Here is a 17,968-nt window from a genome sequence, read left to right as displayed (position 1 = left end):
GCCTTAAGCAACACACCATTCACTCCAAAAACAACAAGGGCGATAATCATCGGAATATCGCCCTTGTTTGTGTTTGCTATAGCCTCGTTTGGAATTTTTCTTGCGGTCAACAAAAACCTGACTTTTGTTAACCTCGTGCATGTGCTTGGCCACAAAGTTATGCTGAATAAACTCAGGCTGTTTTTTCTTTGCCATTGCGCTGTTCCTTTCGGTTGATCATTGAAATGAGCAGGGTCGGTATTCTTTATAGATGGAGATGTTACGGGAAAATTCAAGCCAGTTGCTTCTGCATCACCTGACTATTCTCTCGCTCATATTCCATATTAAATTGGGAAGCCGATCATACGCTTTCTTGTACATTTTACAAGCGTTTTCACTCAATAGTGCTAAGATAAAAAGAAGGGTGAAAAGCTTTTTCAGCCGTTTAATTGGAGTTTTCTGACGATTATTTTTGAAAGCTATTTTAAAAATATTCAGCGGCTTTACCCATACAATTATAACACGAAATTCAAAAAATTTTTATTAATTTGCAAAGACTTAGTGGTTTTAAAATCCACTAGAAAAACGACAATGATTGGCTAATATGAATATAGAAGATCAGTTAAACAAGACCATTAAAAACAGGAGTCAAATTCATGATTTATGAAGTATCTGGAGATATTTTACTGAGCGAAGCACGAGCGATTGCTCACGGTGTTGCCCCTAACGATAACTTTGCAACAGGTCTAGCTTTAAGTCTGCGTGAGCACTGGCCTGCGCTATATAAAGACTTCCGCAACTATTGCCATATTTACCATCCTAAAGCGGGTGAGCAATGGACTTGGGTCAATGCCGAAGGTCAACGCATCGTCAACCTGATGACTCAGGAAGCGGCTTATGACAACGGTTCAAAACCAGGTAAGGCATCGACTGAATCCGTCAACCGTACTTTGAAAAACTTAAAACAGTTGATTGAAGAAGAGAAAATTGAAAGCTTGGCGTTACCGCGTCTTGCAACAGGCGTAGGCGGTTTAGATTGGGAAGATGTACGTCCACTGATCTACAAACATTTAGAAGATTTGGATATTCCTATCTACATTTACACACTTTATCAAAAAGGTGTAAAAGCTGAAGAACCTGCGAAATAAGTTTCGCTGAAGCGATCAGCTTTAATGCAAGCGAGCGTGATTGATCACGACTCGACGCAACATACGGTTCAATTCACCCGTTCGGTTTTGCCAAGCGGGTGAATTTTTTATGCAGTAGCAAGTAGCATTGGATGTTATGCCGCAAATGCACGCTGCAAGATGGCTGCAACATCCACCTGTTCAGGTTTCAACATACCCACCACTTGCCCATGTAATGCACTATAACGCGACTGAATAAAACCTTGCGCGACAAAGTCTGGTGCATAACGCAATAATAAAACTGCTTGTGCCAAAATGACCAAACGGCTGACCAAAGCACGTGCCATAAATTGTAAATCGCTGCTGTTCTCGCGCTGCAATAATTGCTGCAAGCCATCTAATTCACTGCTCAAAATAGGATGAGTAACAGCTGTACGAGCAAAATCCTGCAATAATACCTGAATCAGCTCAGGTTCTCGCTGCATGGCGCGTAGTACATCTAGGCACATGACATTGCCTGAACCCTCCCAAATGGTATTTACAGGTGCTTCTTTGAAAATACGTGCCATGATGCCGTTGTCGACATACCCATTGCCACCAAAGACTTCCATCATCTCGCCTGTAAGCTCCACCGCGCGTTTGCAAATCCAGAACTTTGCTGCAGGCGTCATTAAACGCTTCCATGCCAAAGACACAGCATCATCACTTTCATAACAATGTGCCAAATGAAAGCTGAGCTGTACCGCAGCTTCAGTTTCCAAAGCCAAATCTGCCAAGACTGCCTGCATTAATGGCTGATTCGCCAAGCTCTGCCCAAATGCCTGACGTTGTCGAGTATAAGCAAGGCATTGCACCAAAGCTTGACGCAGCATGGCACTGCTGCCCACAGCACAAGTTAAACGGGTGTAATTCGCCATTTCAATAATGGTGGGGATACCGCGCCCTGCTTCGCCAATCATGATGCCCCACGCCTGCTGAAATTCAACTTCAGAACTCGAGTTACTCCGATTTCCAACTTTGTCTTTTAAGCGCTGCACCTGAATATTATTTTTTCTGCCATTGTCTAGCCAACGCGGTACAAAGAAACAAGCCAAGCCGTCTTGTTCAGTATTGGCGACCACCAAATGCGCATCACACATTGATGCAGAGAAAAACCATTTATGACCTGTCAGTAAATAGGCTTGTGCACGCCCTGTTGCTGCGACTGGAACGGCGAGCGTTTGGTTGGCACGTACATCTGAACCGCCCTGCTTTTCGGTCATGCCCATGCCCAGCCAAATAGATTTCTTTTGTGAAATCGGCACATCACGCGGGTCATATTCATGCGATAACAGTTTTTCACCCATGTTTGCCCACAACTCAGGTTCACGCTGAATCAGCGGAATACTGCCTAAAGTCATGGAATTTGGACATAAATTGCCACATTCAACTTGTCCTGCCAAATAAAAACGGCTGGCCCAATCGACCCATTTTGCCGTAGATTGCAGCTGTTTAAATGGATGCGCGTGCGTGTCAAATTGACGATTCAGCGCCATCCAGTGATGCCATGCGGGATGAAATTCCACCACATCTTTACGGTGTCCACGTGCATCGAAGGCATGTAAAATAGGCGTATGCCGATTGGCTAAATCGGCATAGTGATAATATTCTGCCGATGCTGCAATGTGCCCCAATTCGCTCAGTCGGGTCTGATCTTGACTGCCATAACGGGTTAAAATTTCTTGTAAAATCGTATCGGTTTCAAATAAGTTATAGTCTTGTAATTCATCAAACTGATTTTGAATTTTATGGGTCATCCATGTCTGCATTGTGTCACTCCTAGACAAACGCGGTGCTATCATTGCATTCAGTATAGAGAAAAATATGCGCTCAGGTGTTCGGCTTTATTTATGAAAAATTCTGAGGTTCAAGTGCGCCGTAAGCCACGCCAATCAAGGGCTAAACTGACTCAAGAGGCTTTGCAAGAAAGTTTTGTTCGGCTTTTGCATGAACTTCCTGCAGATCAAATCACCATTCGAGAAATTACCGATTTGGCAGGTGTCGGTTTAGGCACTTTTTATGAATACTTTGCCAAGAAAGAAGATTTACTGGCATTGACGATTCACCTGCAAGTCAAAAAGCATGCAGAAGACTTAAAAAGTTATGCCCAACAGCAACTTAAGTTATCCACAGTTGTTGAAATAAACCGCTATATCGCAACCATCATTCAGTTTCAGCTTCAGCAAATTCAGGCACAACAATGGCTTTGGGCACAGACTTTTTTACTGGAACGACAAGTTTCGCACATTGAAACTTACCAAAAAAGTTACAGCATGATGCTGCAAATGTGGCAACAGATATTCGCACCTGTCATACATAATGCCGAACAACAACTGCACCCTGCTTTGAATCTGCATCGCATCAGCTATGGCTTTATTTCACAAAGTTTATTAATCAATCCGCATTTTCAAGATTGGGATGCCTTACACACCGATATTTCACTAGCAACTCAACCATTTTTAGCCTCAGTTTCAGATATTTAGTGCTGCAAAAAATGATGATTTAGTTTACAAAGAATAATCGAATATACCAATCATAAACAATAAATTTATCTATTTGTAAAATTATAAAAATCGTTTTACATTAAAATGGTGGGATTTGAAAAGCTTTCATCTACAAAGCCCGATCTGCATGATATTGTGGTGTTGTAGTTGATTTTTTTAACAACCAAAACGGTTCATGGCCGCTTGTTTTAGAAGCTCAATTTCTAATGCAGCCCACCACATGATGATCACAATAATGGAGAACAACGATGAGCCAAGAGATAAAAAAATGCCCTGTAACGCATTTAACCACCGATGCAGGCGCACCTGTTGTAGATAACCAAAACAGTATGACTGCGGGCCCACGTGGCCCACTGCTTGCCCAAGATTTATGGCTCAATGAAAAGTTAGCAAACTTTGTACGTGAAGTGATTCCTGAGCGTCGTATGCATGCCAAAGGTTCAGGAGCGTTTGGTACGTTTACAGTTACTCACGACATCAGCCAATATACCCGTGCCAAAATTTTCTCTGAAGTGGGTAAAAAAACTGAAATGTTTGCCCGCTTCTCTACGGTTGCAGGTGAGCGTGGTGCTGCCGATGCAGAACGTGACATTCGTGGTTTTGCTTTAAAGTTCTATACCGAAGAAGGCAACTGGGACTTAGTCGGCAACAACACACCTGTGTTCTTTTTCCGCGATCCGCGTCAATTCCCAGACCTAAATAAAGCTGTAAAGCGTGACCCACGCACCAACCTACGTAATGCGACCAACAACTGGGATTTCTGGACGTTACTGCCAGAAGCACTCCACCAAGTGACTATTGTCATGTCGGACCGTGGTATTCCAGTCGGGTATCGTCACATGCATGGTTTTGGTAGTCATACCTATAGCTTTATTAATGCAGATAATGAGCGTTTCTGGGTAAAATTCCACTTCCGCACTCAACAAGGCATTCAAAACCTAACCGATGCAGAAGCAGCAGAATTGATTGGTCGTGACCGTGAAAGCAGCCAGACCGACCTTTACAATGCCATTGAACGTGGTGATTTCCCGAAATGGACGCTGTTCGTGCAAATCATGCCTGAACTAGATGCAGAACAAGTACCATATCACCCATTTGACCTCACCAAAGTTTGGCCGAAAGGTGATTATCCACTGATTGAAGTAGGTGAGTTTGAACTGAACCGCAACCCTGAAAACTACTTCCAAGATGTTGAACAGGCTGCCTTTGCACCAAGCAACCTTGTACCAGGAATTAGCTACTCGCCAGACCGCATGTTACAAGCGCGTTTGGTCAACTATGCTGATGCTGCGCGTTACCGTGTTGGTGTAAACCATTCACAAATTCCAGTGAATGCTGCACGCTGCCCTGTACACTCCAACCGTCGTGATGGTCAAGGTCGCATGGATGGTAACTATGGTAGCTTGCCGCACTATGAGCCAAACAGCTTCCACCAATGGCAAGAGCAACCGCAATACCGCGAACCACCACTCAAAATTCGTGGCGATGCAGATTTCTGGGATTATCGTGAAGACGATAGCAACTACTTCAGCCAGCCGCGTGCATTGTTTAATTTAATGAATCCTGAGCAAAAACAGGCACTGTTTGATAACACGGCACGTGCGATGGGCGATGCTTTAGACTTTATTAAGTATCGACATATTCGCAACTGTTACGCATGTGACCCTGCTTATGGTGAAGGCGTTGCAGCAGCTTTAGGCATGACTGTTGCCGATGCACAAGCAGCTCGTGCCAGCGACCCTGCACTTGGTCAGCCAGGTGTACTGTAATCTTTGTACTCCAAGATCAAGTTAACCTAAACACAAAGATTTTAAATACCAAAACAAAGCCCCTATTTCGATAGGGGCTTTGTGTTCTATATCTGTCGTTGCTACTTTTCAGAGCGTAAAAAGTAGCGTGTCATTTTTATTTATGGTCAAGTTTTTAAAAGATTAAACAATTAATTTTTTACCTTCACGAATACAATAAAATGGATTCATCAGTTTAGATGAACGCTTCATGGCTTGATGCAAATCTGCCTCAGGCTGATCACGTCCTTCATCGGTCAATTCAAAAGTTCGATAGTGAATGGCCAATGAACATTTGGAATGTAAGTCTTTATGTGCCTGAAAAGCATCTTCAGGATTCATGTGCATATAACGCATTAAATTGCGTGGTTCATAAGCACCTATCGGCAAAAGTGCCACGCGCGGTGCGCCAATGCGGGTTTGAATTTCTTTAAAGTGTGGCGAATAACCCGTATCACCCGCAAAGAAGCAATGATCTTGCCCATGCAAAATAGAAAACCCGCCCCATAACGCCATGTTCTGATCACGTGCGCCACGTCCCGAACCATGTTGAGCAGGAGTGTAGATTATTTTCATTTCTTTAAACAAAGCCGATTGCCACCAGTCCATTTCAATCACATGCAAGTCAGGCGGCAAATAGCAACCATTACCCAAACCTGTGTAAATAGGCATGGCAAATTGATGATTCAGCCATTTTAAGGTGGTTAAATCCATGTGGTCATAATGGTTATGGCTTAACAATACAGCATGAATGGTCGGTAAATCTTCCAGCGCAATCCCTGCAGGACAAGCACGTTTAGGTCCTCGCCCCTGCTTTGGACTGGCATGCTCTGCCCAGACTGGATCGGTTAAAAAGTTATACGGGCCAATTTGAATGAGTACAGTTGCATGCCCTACAAACCAAACTTGCCAATCGTCTAAACTGGCCTGCGGACGCAATTGTGGTAAAGCGCGTGACGCTGTAAAAAATTGCTGCGCTTCTTGTTGCGGATTGACATTCCAACTGTTCGATTTGCGTTTTAGCAACCATTTTAATAAATCAATTTGGCTACGCCCCTCGGGACACTCAATCGGATTAAAAAACTGCGCTCCATCATAATGATTTGAAGGCAAAAATTTTAGCTTGGGTTTACGCCAAGTATGCGACCAACAGGCTTCCGTTGGCAGTTGAAAATGCTTTTGTTCCACGTTGTTCATGTAAGCCCAATCATATATAGCGCATCTGCCATGATGCTTTTTATCCTGATCTGTTCAGAAAAAAACACAGCTTTGGTTCATGTGTTGACTCTATCACGCATAGTAGCGAAATCAAGCAGGCAATTTCCTTTATGTTTTTGTTGTTTTGAGAAAAATGTCGTATCCACAGCAGACTAAACATCGGAAATTTACATCTCATCCCAGCGAAGCTTTAGAAAACCTAAATGCGGCTATAGCAATGCGGGCTTCGCATTTAGCAAAATATTGTTCGCACCATTCTTTTCAGAAATACATCACAATCCCAAACATCACCACACCCCAAGAGTTCACTTTACTGTCAGCAGAGTAGGCAAAGACAAAAATTGAGTTCTGCAATCGCAATTGCCATACCATCCATTGCAAGACTATCAATTTTTGCGTGCGTAAAATCACATGACCAATTAAGCCCGCAATTAAAGGAGAAACACCAAAATCAGCGCCATTAAACCTAAGCTTAGATAATTGACGGCCAAGTAAATAAATAGCTGTGCGCCATAGATGGCGTGATACGTCCATTTTGTGCATCGACCAAAGCATCGATTTCGCGCACATTAATTTTCCACTCATGAAAATCTCTCCTGTAACCAACAACGGCACAAAGTAAATAGACTCAACTTTTGATGGATAATGGTTCTTTAGGCACGTTTAGTGAAATATCTTTCCTTCAATTAATAGTTTTTATAGATTAATCCAATATTATATTTTGCACTCAAATCGTTGCATAATGATAAAGTCATATTTAATTAGCGTATAAAACAATAATTTTTATCAAATAGTTGTTTATAGATTATACTTTTATTATTCTATAGTAAGACATATTTTGAATTAATCCTTGGAATGACTGTATGGAATTACGTCACCTTCGCTACTTCATTACTGTGGCTGAAGAGCTCAACTTCAGTAAAGCGGCGCTTAAGCTTTATACCGCTCAACCTTCGCTGAGTCAGCAAATTAAAGATTTAGAAGAAGATGTAGGTGTTAAGCTACTCAACCGTACCAAACGTAAAGTCGAGCTAACCGAAGAAGGTGCTGTATTTTTAGAACAGGCGCGACTGACTTTGGCGCAAGCCGACAAAGCCGTTGCTATGGCACGTCAGGTGTCGCAAGCCAAACAGCATAGGCTGCGTATTGGCTTTGTTCCTGTCGCGGAGATGAAAATCTTCCCGTATATCCTGCCGCATCTGCGCGTGCAAAACCCTGATTTAAAAATTGAATTGTTGAGTTTAAACAACACTGAGCAAATGAAAATGATTAAAAAAGGTGAACTCGACATCACCTTTAGCCGCCACAATATCAACAGTGATGAAATTGAAAGCCAATTTGTGCTGCGTGAACCGCTGATTTTTATTTTGCCCAAAGATCATCCATTGGCAAAATACGAACGCATTCCTATCAAAGCTTTGAATGGCATTGATTTTATTATTCCTTCGGCAGAAGCTTCATATAACTTGCATCACCTGATTGTCGATTTTGCCAAACAGCACAACATTGAACTAAACATTGTGCAAAAAGCTGACAACATTTTATTTAATATCAACTCGATTAGTATAGGCTTAGGCTGCACCATTTTACCGAGCTATGTTGCCTCGCTGACCATGGAGAATACCGTGATCCGCCCACTTGATGTAGAACTTCCACACTTAGATTTATACATCAGCTACTGCAAAAACAGCCATTCCGCTGCAGTACATAAATTTATGGAACTGCTTACGCGTATGTTCTATTTGGACATCAACCGCGAACAATAATTCTAAAACCAATCCCATTGATTCAATCTTTCAAAAGTGCTTGCTGCTTGATGTAGCGAGCACTTTTTGTGCATTCTAGATGCGAAAACACATCTTTAGACTTAAGTCTAAACTTATTTTTTAATCTTTTTCTGAGCTAGTGCCGATTCTTGCACTCAAACATTCCCCTTTTGCAGTCTTATTTTTCTTCGCTTCGCTACCACATTTGCTGCAAACTATAACTTAAGTCTAATTAGTTAAAATAGCCACAACATCGCTATTTTCTAAAATTAGGCTGATGATAACAGCCAATAACACCTTTAGAAATAACACCTTTAGATTGGCCATCCAAAAAGGATCAAGAATGATAAAAACACCCTTCAGCAGAATGAAAACAGGGATTCAATATCGTCCTTATTTCTTTATCAGTTTTGTGATTACCATTGTGCTGTATGCTATTTTTCAGACCCTCACTGCATGGACATGGTCTAGCTGTTTATTGATTAGCTGGAATATCGCAATTTCCTGCTATTTGGTTTTAATCATGCGGAATTTGTGGCACAGCGATCATGTGCATATTTTACAACGGGCCCAACAACAAGATGCCAGCAAATGGCTGATTTTATTCTTGGTATTTTTAACCTTAGTGATGTGTTTTATTGCGATTATTGTCGAGATGAATTTGTTTGCACAAAGTGAGTTTGTGCGCATGGGACATTTTATTTTATCCATTACCACCATTTTATGTGCTTGGTTTTTTATGCATACCATTTTTGCGATTCACTATGCGCATGACTATTATTTAGCACTGCAACAACATCAAGAAGGCGGGTTGGATTTTCCCAAGACGTCACACCCGACCTACCCTGACTTTTTATATTTCAGCTATGTCATTGGTACATCAGCACAAACTGCCGATGTTTCGATTAGCTCACAACCCATGCGGGTACTTAACACGCTACATATTATTTTGGCTTATAGCTTTAATACCACTATTTTGGCGATTTGCATTAACTTGGTCGCGAGCTTTATTCAGCACTAAATGAGATACATAAAAAGGATGGCAATTTGCCATCCTTTTTACCTCACTGCGCTTAGTTTACACCACGTGCAGTTAAGTTTTTTTTAATCACAGTGTTAAATTCTTCCGCTTTTTCAACCTGTAACTAGTGACTACATTGGCTGAAACTGTGTGCATCGGCGTGTGACACAATATTTTAAGGGGCTTAGGAAGTTAAAATTCTTCTAAATTGTTTTTACTGGATTTAACCCGCCTGACGTAAACGATATTGCTGCACTAAAAAATCATGCAAACTCGGTACATCAGGCGCAATGGTTAAAGGCTGATAACGTTGCAAGACTTCTACACTGTGCACACCATAACTCACGCCCACACGCGGCATGGAAATGTTTTGTGCCATTTCTAAATCGAAGGAAGTGTCGCCTACCATAATCGCTTGCCCGACTGGCACATTGGTACTATTCAAAATTTCCTGCAGCATTAAAGGATCAGGTTTAGATTTGGTTTCACTCGCAGCACGTGTCGCTACAAACAAATCCTGACTTTGGGTTTGTGCCAACACACGATCTAAACCTTTACGGCTTTTGCCTGTTGCCACTGCCAGTTTCAATCCCAAATCTGACAACTCATCTAGCATATCTGCCACACCCTCAAACCAAGCATCGGTTTTTGAGTGTTCTACATAGTGTTCTGAATAGCACTGCAAAATCGCTTGATGCAGCTCTGGCACTTCAGGAAATAAACGCTGTGCCACTTCAGGCAGACCCAAACCAATAATACTTTTGGCCGCGGCATCGGTCAGGGGTTGCTGAAATTGTTGTGCTGCGAACTGCAAACTTGCCACAATTTGACCGACGGAATTAAATAAAGTGCCATCCCAATCAAAAATGATGAGTTCTATAGGTTTGTTCATATCAAGTTCCTAAATTTGATTCGGCTTTAAAATTCCTTCGCTTGACCTTAACTCAAAAGGATAAACGACCAAGAATCAGCACATATATCACAACAAATATTCGATACGCGAAGGGCGACATGAATGTCGCCGTTTCTCTGAGGCACAAGGATGTTCCATCAGCAAAACAAAAGATTTTTGTCTTGCGAAGCGGTGCTTCCCATCATCTTTGAAAAGGAAGGGATAGCCTACACACCCAAAATTTAAATTAAAAACGTTAAACTATGGCTGTCAATTACCCCTGAAAACCTAATTTCTTTCTTGCAAAACAATATTCCTCATCTTTAAAAAGAAGGGAACTATTACCACACAATAGAGAGTTACAAAAATCAAAATTCAGGTGTCGCTGTCTGCTTATCCGCCTTTTGCGCTCGAAGCTGCGCCACCAAACTCTGCATATCTTCAGGTAAAGGCGCTTCAATCACAGGATAGCCTGGAATTTCCAAACGCATGGCATGTAAGCACAAACGACGTGGCGCAGGGCCACGATATTCAGTTTGATGGCCGTATTTATCATCACCTACTAACGGATGCCCAATACTTAAACCATGCACACGAATTTGATGGGTACGTCCTGACAACGGAGAAGCATATACCAAGCTAGCATGCATAAAACGCTCTGCCACATTCCACTGGGTTTTAGACGCTTTGCCTTCTTTAGATACACGTACACGACGTTCGCCATTCGCCAATTCATAACGATGTAACGGCGCATCAATCAATTGCTTATCCAAACTCACCTGCCCTTTGACAATGGCAGCATAAGTTTTTTGGATTTTATGTTCGCGCAATAAATCTTGCAGGGTTTTTAAGGTACTGCGTTTTTTAGAAATCATCACCAAGCCTGAAGTATCACGGTCAATACGGTGAATTAATTCCAAATATTTTTTTCCTGTCGCAGCACGCAAACCTTCAATCAGGCCATAAGCTACACCACTGCCCCCATGCACGGCAATTCCAGATGGCTTATTGACGACCATCAAGCCTTCATCTTCATAAATCACACGTGCCAGTAGGCCTTGCGTAACCTTGTCAGATACTGGTACAGCAGATTCATCTTTTTGCTCATAACGAATAGGCGCCACACGAATTTGATCACCAATATTCAGTTTAGTTTCTGCTTTAATGCGCTTTTTATTGACCCGCACTTGCCCTTCACGAATCAAACGATAGATGCGACTTTTAGGCACCCCTTTTAAACGACTAAACAAAAAATTATCGATGCGTTGACCCGCTTGATGCTCATCCACTTCAAACCAAGTGACACTTTGCCATTGTTGGGTAGAATTCATACAGTTAAGAGACCTAATAAAATACTAAAATTGATTAAAAAATGATCATTTAGGCTATGCTTTACACAAGAAACATAAGCTTAGCCCATAGGCAGATGATGCAAGGTTTGATATAGTCAGCGCACGGAAACCATCGTCAGTGGGTTAACGTTGAATCTTTTCAGGCTTTTCTGAAATAGAGCAATCAACCAACATCCCACGACATACGAGCAGGTCCCAAAAGAATTATGCCGACGCCGAAGGCTTATTATATCGGCAAAAAAGCAAACTGTTGCGTTTAATTGTACCTTAGGTACATAAATCAGTTTGACTGAAAAAATATGTCGCCAACTCTAGTTGGTTTTTAAACGTAAACTGATACACATCAGATTAGTCGCACCCTGAGAACCACTTCAGGCTAAAGCGTTTGATGTATTGGATCTGCACAATTTGTAAAGATACGATGATAATTCCGTATCAAGACACTCTATCTATGAAAGAAGAGATAGTCTTCGAGCAATGTGACAGTGAAAGTTACACACATCCAATACACCGCTCGTCCGCCAGTGAAGCGATCAGGTGACTTTATCCGTTTAAAGGTTAAAGCCGTATTGCCATCATCAATACGTGAATCAAAACCAAAGCTGATCTATATCAAAATAGACGCTGGGAATAAAAGACTCAAAGCACAATGAAATTCATTGCAGATTTGAGCCATTGATCCGTGATGCTTGATGTTCGCTACGTGTCTAGCGATTTTTTGCTGTGTATCACTATAAGGTGTTACACCCATGAAACGTATGTTGATTAATGCAACACATGCCGAAGAAATTCGCGTTGCACTTGTCACTGGTCAGCGTCTTTACGATTTTGATTTAGAAAATCGTACCCGTGAACAAAAAAAATCGAATATCTACAAAGGTCATGTGACCCGTGTAGAGCCTTCTTTAGAAGCCGTATTTGTTGAATACGGTGCAGGTCGCCAAGGCTTCCTGTCTATGCGTGAAATCGCAAACTCTTATTTCAAAGCCGATCCTCGCCAAACTTCCAATATTCGTGAATTGATTACTGAGGGCACTGAGCTTTTAGTGCAGGTAGAAAAAGAAGAACGTGGCAACAAAGGTGCTGCGCTCTCTACCTTCATTTCCTTGGCAGGTCGTTATTTAGTACTTATGCCAAACAACCCGAAAGGTGGCGGTATCAGTCGTCAAATTTCAGGTTCTGTACGTGAAGAACTCAAAGAAATGCTGGCATCTTTAAACATACCACGCGGCATGAGCGTGATTGTACGTACTGCAGGTATTGGTCGTTCACAAGAAGAATTACAGCTTGATTTACAACACTTGCTTGACCTTTGGGCTCAAATTCAAAATACCGCAAGTTCTGGCCCATCGCCAATGTTGGTACACCAAGAAGCAGGTGTAGTCACACGTGCAATTCGTGACTACTTGCGTGATGATGTTGCCGAAATTTTAATTGACTCAGAACAAGCTTATAACGAAGCCTATAACTTCGTAAAAGCCGTGATGCCACGTCAGTTAGACAAGCTAAAAACCTATACTTTAAATGAGCCGCTATTCGCACATTTTGGTATCGAAAGCCAAATTCAAACAGCTTATGAGCGTGAAGTTAAATTGCCTTCAGGCGGTTCTATTGTTATTGACCAAACTGAAGCATTAGTTTCAATTGACATCAACTCGGCAAAATCTACCCGTGGTCAAGATGTTGAAGATACTGCGCTTAATACCAACCTTGAAGCTGCCGAAGAAATTGCACGTCAATTACGTTTACGCGACATCGGTGGTTTGGTGGTCATCGACTTTATCGACATGACCAAAGACCGCAACCAACGTATGGTTGAAGCCAAACTTCGTGAAGCGACGCAAAGTGACCGCGCGCGTATTCAATTTGGTCAATTATCGCGTTTTGGTTTAATGGAAATGAGCCGTCAACGCTTACGTCCATCGCTTGAAGAAGCGACTGGCTACGTTTGCCCACGCTGTCATGGCACAGGCATGGTGCGTGACCTACGCTCTCTTTCACTTTCTATTATGCGTAAAGTGGAAGAGATTGCCCTGCGTGAACGTCATGGCGAAGTTCAAGTCGAAGTACCCGTTGAAATTGCGGCATTCTTACTGAATGAAAAACGTCACAGCCTAGTTTACCTTGAGCAAACTTCAAATGTGCGAGTAACTGTATTACCACACCCACACTTAGAAACCCCACATTACGAAATTTCGTATAATCCTGAAGGTTTTGCACCAACAAGCTATGAACGTACTGAAGCAACTCGTTCAAGCGAAAAAGAGTTGGGTTATGAATCTTCTGAATGGCATTTAGAAGAAGCCGATCAATCGCACAGCCACGCTGCTGCACCTGCGGCAGAAAAAACCTCTGCAAGAAAACCACAAGCAGCACAGCAACATAAAACATCTGCACAACAGCAGTCTGCGCCTGCGGCAGCAACAACTGCTGCAAGTCCTTGTGCATGGTTAGAAAACCTATTTGTTCAAAAGCAAGCCAGCACCATTGATCAAGCACGTAGTGCCAACAATGCTGCAGCAGCCATTGAGCAAATGGTGAATAGCGGTGCTGTGAGTCGTGGTCAGTTTGGTCAAATTGCAACTGCGTCTGCGACCCCTGCTGCAAGCAGTCAAAATGTGTACCTTGCACCATCGACAGTAGCACAAAAAACTGAGCGTGACTCTGCAGATAAATCTGCTGAACGTGAAGACAAACCTGCTCCGCGTCACAACAACAAAAAGCCGCGTCACAGCAACAATAATAACAAACACAAAGAGCAACGTGAGCCGCAAACTCAGCACGACAATCAACAACATCCAGTGCATGAAGAAGTGGTTCAGATGTCGCGTCAGGAGCAACGTCAAGAAGCGCGTGAAAATAAACGCAGCTCTCGTCGTCAGCATAGCAATGACCAAGCACCGCAGCAGCAAGATGCTCAAAACAACAATGAGCAGCAGCAAAATGCTGTGCCACGTCGTGACCGTCGTAACCAGCCTCGTCCAGAACGCCCAATTCGTCACCGCGACCCAAGCGTATTGAATGAGCAAACACCTACCGCAGTTGCTTCTAATCAGCCGAAAGTGGACTTAATTGATGCACCACGTCAAGAGTTCAATACTACGGCTTTGGTGGTGAATATCGATCAGGCTCAAACTGAAATTGTGGCATTGAATGCTGCACCAGTTGCGGCTGTACCAGTGACAGCAGTAGAAGCAACTGTGCTTGAAACTGTTGCTGAACCAACTCAAGCTGTTGCTGCGGTAGAAGCTACTCCTGTTATTGCAGAAGAAACAGCTACACCTGCGGAAGTACAAGCACAACCGACTGCGCCTGCAAAACGTGCCAGCAATGACCCGCGTCAGCATCGTCGTCAGCAACGTCAAACTCAAGCACAGCAAGCAGCCGCACCAAAGTTAAAACCTTCACAGGTGCCAACTTTAGCGCAATACAGCATTGGTAGTCTGATTCGCCACGTCTATGGTGAAGATTGTTCAGTTCTGATTGAACAGTTTGGCTTAATTCCAACGTTCAACCGTGCTTTGCAGAAGTTCACTGACGAGTATGCTGCGAGCCTCGTTAGCACTGCACCTGTGGCAGAGAAAAAACCTGTCACTCGTGATGTAGAAGTTGCCAAAGCTGCTCCTGAAGCTGAGCCTGCACCTGTGCTAGACCTGACACCACCTAAACCTGTGTCAGACAAACGGGTGGCCAATGACCCACGTGAGCGTCGTCGTTTAGCAAAGCAGGCCGCTGAACAAGCGTTAGAGCAAGCTAAGCAGGCTCAAGCAGTTGAAAAAACTGATGCAGAAGCTGAAACCAAAGCAGCCCCTGTAGCAGCAAATTCTGCAACCGAAGTTGAACAGCCTGCTGCTGCAAATGCTGAAGCAGAAGCTGTTTCTACTTCTACAGAAGTCAGTACGACTCCAGAAGAAGCACCTGCTGTAACAGTTCAAACTGAGCAAGTAGAACAACAGACTGCCCCTACCGAAGCAGAAACTGCTGAAGCATCTAGGTCAGTCGCTGCGGAACCAGTACAAGCAGAATTGGCTGTAGATAATCCAGCCGAAACAGCTGAATCTGAACAAGAAAAAGCAGACAAAGAAAAAGTGGTACGCCCACGTCGTCCACGTGGTCGTCCACCAAAGAAAGCTACGCCGCCAACTGAGTCGTAATTCGGACTTTTTCAGCGGAATAAAAAAATCCAGTCATTTCGATGACTGGATTTTTTTGTAACGTAAAACTTAGCGCATCGACCTGAATTTTAGTCATGCTGCGATTTAGATTTACTCCATGATTTTATAAAATCCAGTATAACGCTGAAAAATTAGGTTGATTGCACTAGGGCTAAGGGATTACAAAACAATAAGACGCGATGCAGTGCAGATGCAACGGATGATGACAAAAACAGGATTCTTATGAACCAGATGACAAAAAGCGATTTAATTGGCTTAACGGATGTTGCGGCAAAAATTCCGCAGTTTATGACTAAAGTGCCCCACCTGACCACAGGGTTAAAACAAGCCTATTTACGCACACCCAACACGCCTGCAGGCTTAGGTCTAGCGTTTGAAAAAGCTGTGCATCGCAACCCTCATGGCTGTGCATTAATGTTTGAAGATCAGCAGTACAGCTATTTGCAGCTAAACGCATGGGCTAACCAAATTGCACATTACTATTTAAGCATTGGCGCACGCAAAGGTGATGTCATTGCGGTGATGTTGGAAAATCGCCCTGAATTAATTGCCAGTGTCATTGGCTTGGCAAAAATTGGCGTTATCGCGGCTTTGGTCAATACCGCACAAGTCGCCAAAGTTTTGGCGCACAGCATTAATTTAGTCAAACCAATTGCCGTCATTGTAGGTGAAGAATGTCGCCAAGCCGTTGCCGATATTCGCCAAGAACTTGAGCTTGCAGAAAACCGTCTGTACTGGTTTGCAGATCAAAATACCCGTACCGATACTGGCACTGCTCCCGAAGGTTTTCAAAATTTAGCGCAATGTATAGCATCATTCCCAAGCTTTAACCCTGCCACCACACAGTCAGTACAGGGCAAAGATGGGCTGTTTTATATCTATACCTCAGGTACCACAGGCTTGCCTAAAGCAGTGATTTTCACCAATAGCCGCTGGACGCTGGCTTATGGCACCTATGGTCATGTCTTAGGTTTAAACCAAGATGATGTGATGTACTGTACCCTGCCGCTGTACCATGCCACTGGTATTGTGGTGTGTTGGTGTGGCGTAATTGCAGGCAGTGCCACCTTTGCCATCCGCAGAAAATATTCCACTTCATGTTTCTGGCAAGATGTACACAAATTTAATGCCTCAGCTATTGGCTATGTAGGCGAATTGTGCCGATATTTAATAGATGCACCTGCTTCTGATTTAGAGCAGGGACATCGCGTAACTAAAATGATTGGCAATGGCATGCGCCCTAATATTTGGAGCAAATTCAAAACACGCTTTGGCATTCAAGAAATTCTAGAACTGTATGCGTCTAGCGAAGGCAACGTTGGTTTTAGCAACGTGTTTAATTTTGACAATACCGTTGGTTTTTCGCCTACACCTTATGCGGTCATTCAATTTGATAAAGAAAAAAATGAGCCTGTACGCGACGCCAAAGGCAACTGCATTAAAGTCAAAAAAGGCGAAGTCGGCTTATTGATTGGAAAAATCACCCGTCGCTCACCATTTGATGGCTACACCGACCCCGAAAAAAACAAGGCGGTGATGATGCAAAATGTGTTTAAACAAGGTGATACCTATTTTAATACAGGCGATTTAGTCCGCAATATTGGCTTCCGTCACGCCCAGTTTGTTGATCGTTTAGGTGATACCTTCCGCTGGAAAGGTGAAAACGTATCCACGACAGAAGTAGAAAATATTGTCAGTGACTATGAAAAAATTGCTGAAGCTGTCGTGTATGGGGTTGAAATTCCACACACCAATGGCCGCGCAGGTATGGCTGCGATAACCCTAAACGAAGGCTGCCAGTTAGACGAACACGACTTGCGTCAAATGCTAATACAGTTTAAAAAAGCAATGCCAGCTTATGCAGTACCCGTTTTTTTACGCATTCAAAAGCAAATGCAAACCACAGGCACATTTAAATACCAGAAGAACACCCTAAAAACTCAAGGTTTTGATTTAAAACAGTGTGATGAAAAAATTCTGGTGTTATTGCCAAACCAATCCGCTTATTGCGAGCTAACCCAAGAAATTTACAACAATATTCAACAGTATCAATATCGCTTCTAAGCCAACACGTTGCCTATTTTTTGATTAGATACGATAAATTTGTT

12 protein-coding genes and 1 pseudogene are annotated in these 17,968 nt (G+C 42.9%); 7 read left to right on the top strand and 6 right to left on the bottom strand.

Translation table 11 applies throughout. From position 1 onward, the window contains the following. Positions 1-3 precede the first annotated feature (3 nt). Complete coding sequence (locus AC0T5Z_RS02350; RefSeq protein ID WP_291335045.1) at positions 4-195, bottom strand: DUF7230 family protein; 192 nt, start codon at positions 193-195, stop codon at positions 4-6. Between the two features lie 440 nt (positions 196-635). Between AC0T5Z_RS02350 and AC0T5Z_RS02345 the strand changes: the two genes are divergently transcribed. Further along, a complete protein-coding gene (locus AC0T5Z_RS02345) occupies positions 636-1,127 on the top strand; it encodes a macro domain-containing protein (RefSeq protein WP_291335046.1) in 492 nt (163 codons plus the stop codon). Positions 1,128-1,261: 134 nt separating this feature from the next. On the opposite strand, the gene AC0T5Z_RS02340 is transcribed toward AC0T5Z_RS02345, so the two are convergent. Beyond that, on the bottom strand, positions 1,262-2,914 hold the full coding sequence (locus AC0T5Z_RS02340; protein ID WP_435336694.1) for an acyl-CoA dehydrogenase family protein: 1,653 nt from the start codon (positions 2,912-2,914) through the stop codon (positions 1,262-1,264). A gap of 81 nt (positions 2,915-2,995) precedes the next feature. Here AC0T5Z_RS02340 and AC0T5Z_RS02335 point away from each other — a divergent pair, with 81 nt between their 5' ends. Together AC0T5Z_RS02335 and AC0T5Z_RS02330 are read left to right on the top strand one after the other, a co-directional pair. Next, positions 2,996-3,628: a TetR/AcrR family transcriptional regulator gene (locus tag AC0T5Z_RS02335; protein ID WP_435336695.1), complete on the top strand. Its 633-nt coding sequence runs from the start codon at positions 2,996-2,998 to the stop codon at positions 3,626-3,628. Positions 3,629-3,897: 269 nt separating this feature from the next. Next, positions 3,898-5,418, top strand: a complete 1,521-nt coding sequence (locus AC0T5Z_RS02330; protein WP_435336696.1) for a catalase — start codon at positions 3,898-3,900, stop codon at positions 5,416-5,418. 162 nt (positions 5,419-5,580) lie between these two features. Here the strand turns inward: AC0T5Z_RS02330 and AC0T5Z_RS02325 are convergent, their stop codons facing one another. Beyond that, on the bottom strand, positions 5,581-6,633 hold the full coding sequence (locus AC0T5Z_RS02325; protein WP_435336697.1) for an MBL fold metallo-hydrolase: 1,053 nt from the start codon (positions 6,631-6,633) through the stop codon (positions 5,581-5,583). A gap of 291 nt (positions 6,634-6,924) precedes the next feature. After that, positions 6,925-7,172, bottom strand: a pseudogene (locus AC0T5Z_RS02320) (DMT family transporter); the annotation flags it as partial. Between the two features lie 345 nt (positions 7,173-7,517). Here AC0T5Z_RS02320 and hcaR point away from each other — a divergent pair. Then, complete coding sequence (gene hcaR, locus AC0T5Z_RS02315; RefSeq protein WP_435336698.1) at positions 7,518-8,420, top strand: DNA-binding transcriptional regulator HcaR; 903 nt, start codon at positions 7,518-7,520, stop codon at positions 8,418-8,420. 343 nt (positions 8,421-8,763) lie between these two features. Then, positions 8,764-9,441, top strand: coding sequence for a DUF1345 domain-containing protein (locus AC0T5Z_RS02310; protein WP_291335054.1), 678 nt, complete (start codon positions 8,764-8,766; stop codon positions 9,439-9,441). A 223-nt stretch (positions 9,442-9,664) separates the two neighbouring features. On the opposite strand, the gene AC0T5Z_RS02305 is transcribed toward AC0T5Z_RS02310, so the two are convergent. Further along, positions 9,665-10,333 (bottom strand): HAD-IA family hydrolase, encoded by a 669-nt coding sequence (locus AC0T5Z_RS02305; protein WP_291335056.1) that lies wholly within the window; start codon positions 10,331-10,333, stop codon positions 9,665-9,667. A 368-nt stretch (positions 10,334-10,701) separates the two neighbouring features. Further along, positions 10,702-11,664: an RluA family pseudouridine synthase gene (locus tag AC0T5Z_RS02300; RefSeq protein ID WP_435336699.1), complete on the bottom strand. Its 963-nt coding sequence runs from the start codon at positions 11,662-11,664 to the stop codon at positions 10,702-10,704. A gap of 770 nt (positions 11,665-12,434) precedes the next feature. Between AC0T5Z_RS02300 and AC0T5Z_RS02295 the strand changes: the two genes are divergently transcribed. Both AC0T5Z_RS02295 and AC0T5Z_RS02290 read left to right on the top strand, forming a co-directional pair. Then, a complete protein-coding gene (locus AC0T5Z_RS02295; protein WP_435336700.1) occupies positions 12,435-15,839 on the top strand; it encodes an Rne/Rng family ribonuclease in 3,405 nt (1,134 codons plus the stop codon). Positions 15,840-16,082: 243 nt separating this feature from the next. Next, the gene (locus tag AC0T5Z_RS02290; protein ID WP_435336701.1) at positions 16,083-17,924 is read left to right on the top strand and encodes a long-chain-acyl-CoA synthetase; all 1,842 of its coding nucleotides are present in this window, start codon (positions 16,083-16,085) and stop codon (positions 17,922-17,924) included. Positions 17,925-17,968 lie beyond the last annotated feature (44 nt).

It is taken from the genome of Acinetobacter pengchengensis, assembly GCF_982235305.1.
The sequence above is the reverse complement of the archived record's forward strand: the minus strand, read 5'-3'. Positions and strand labels throughout refer to the sequence as shown.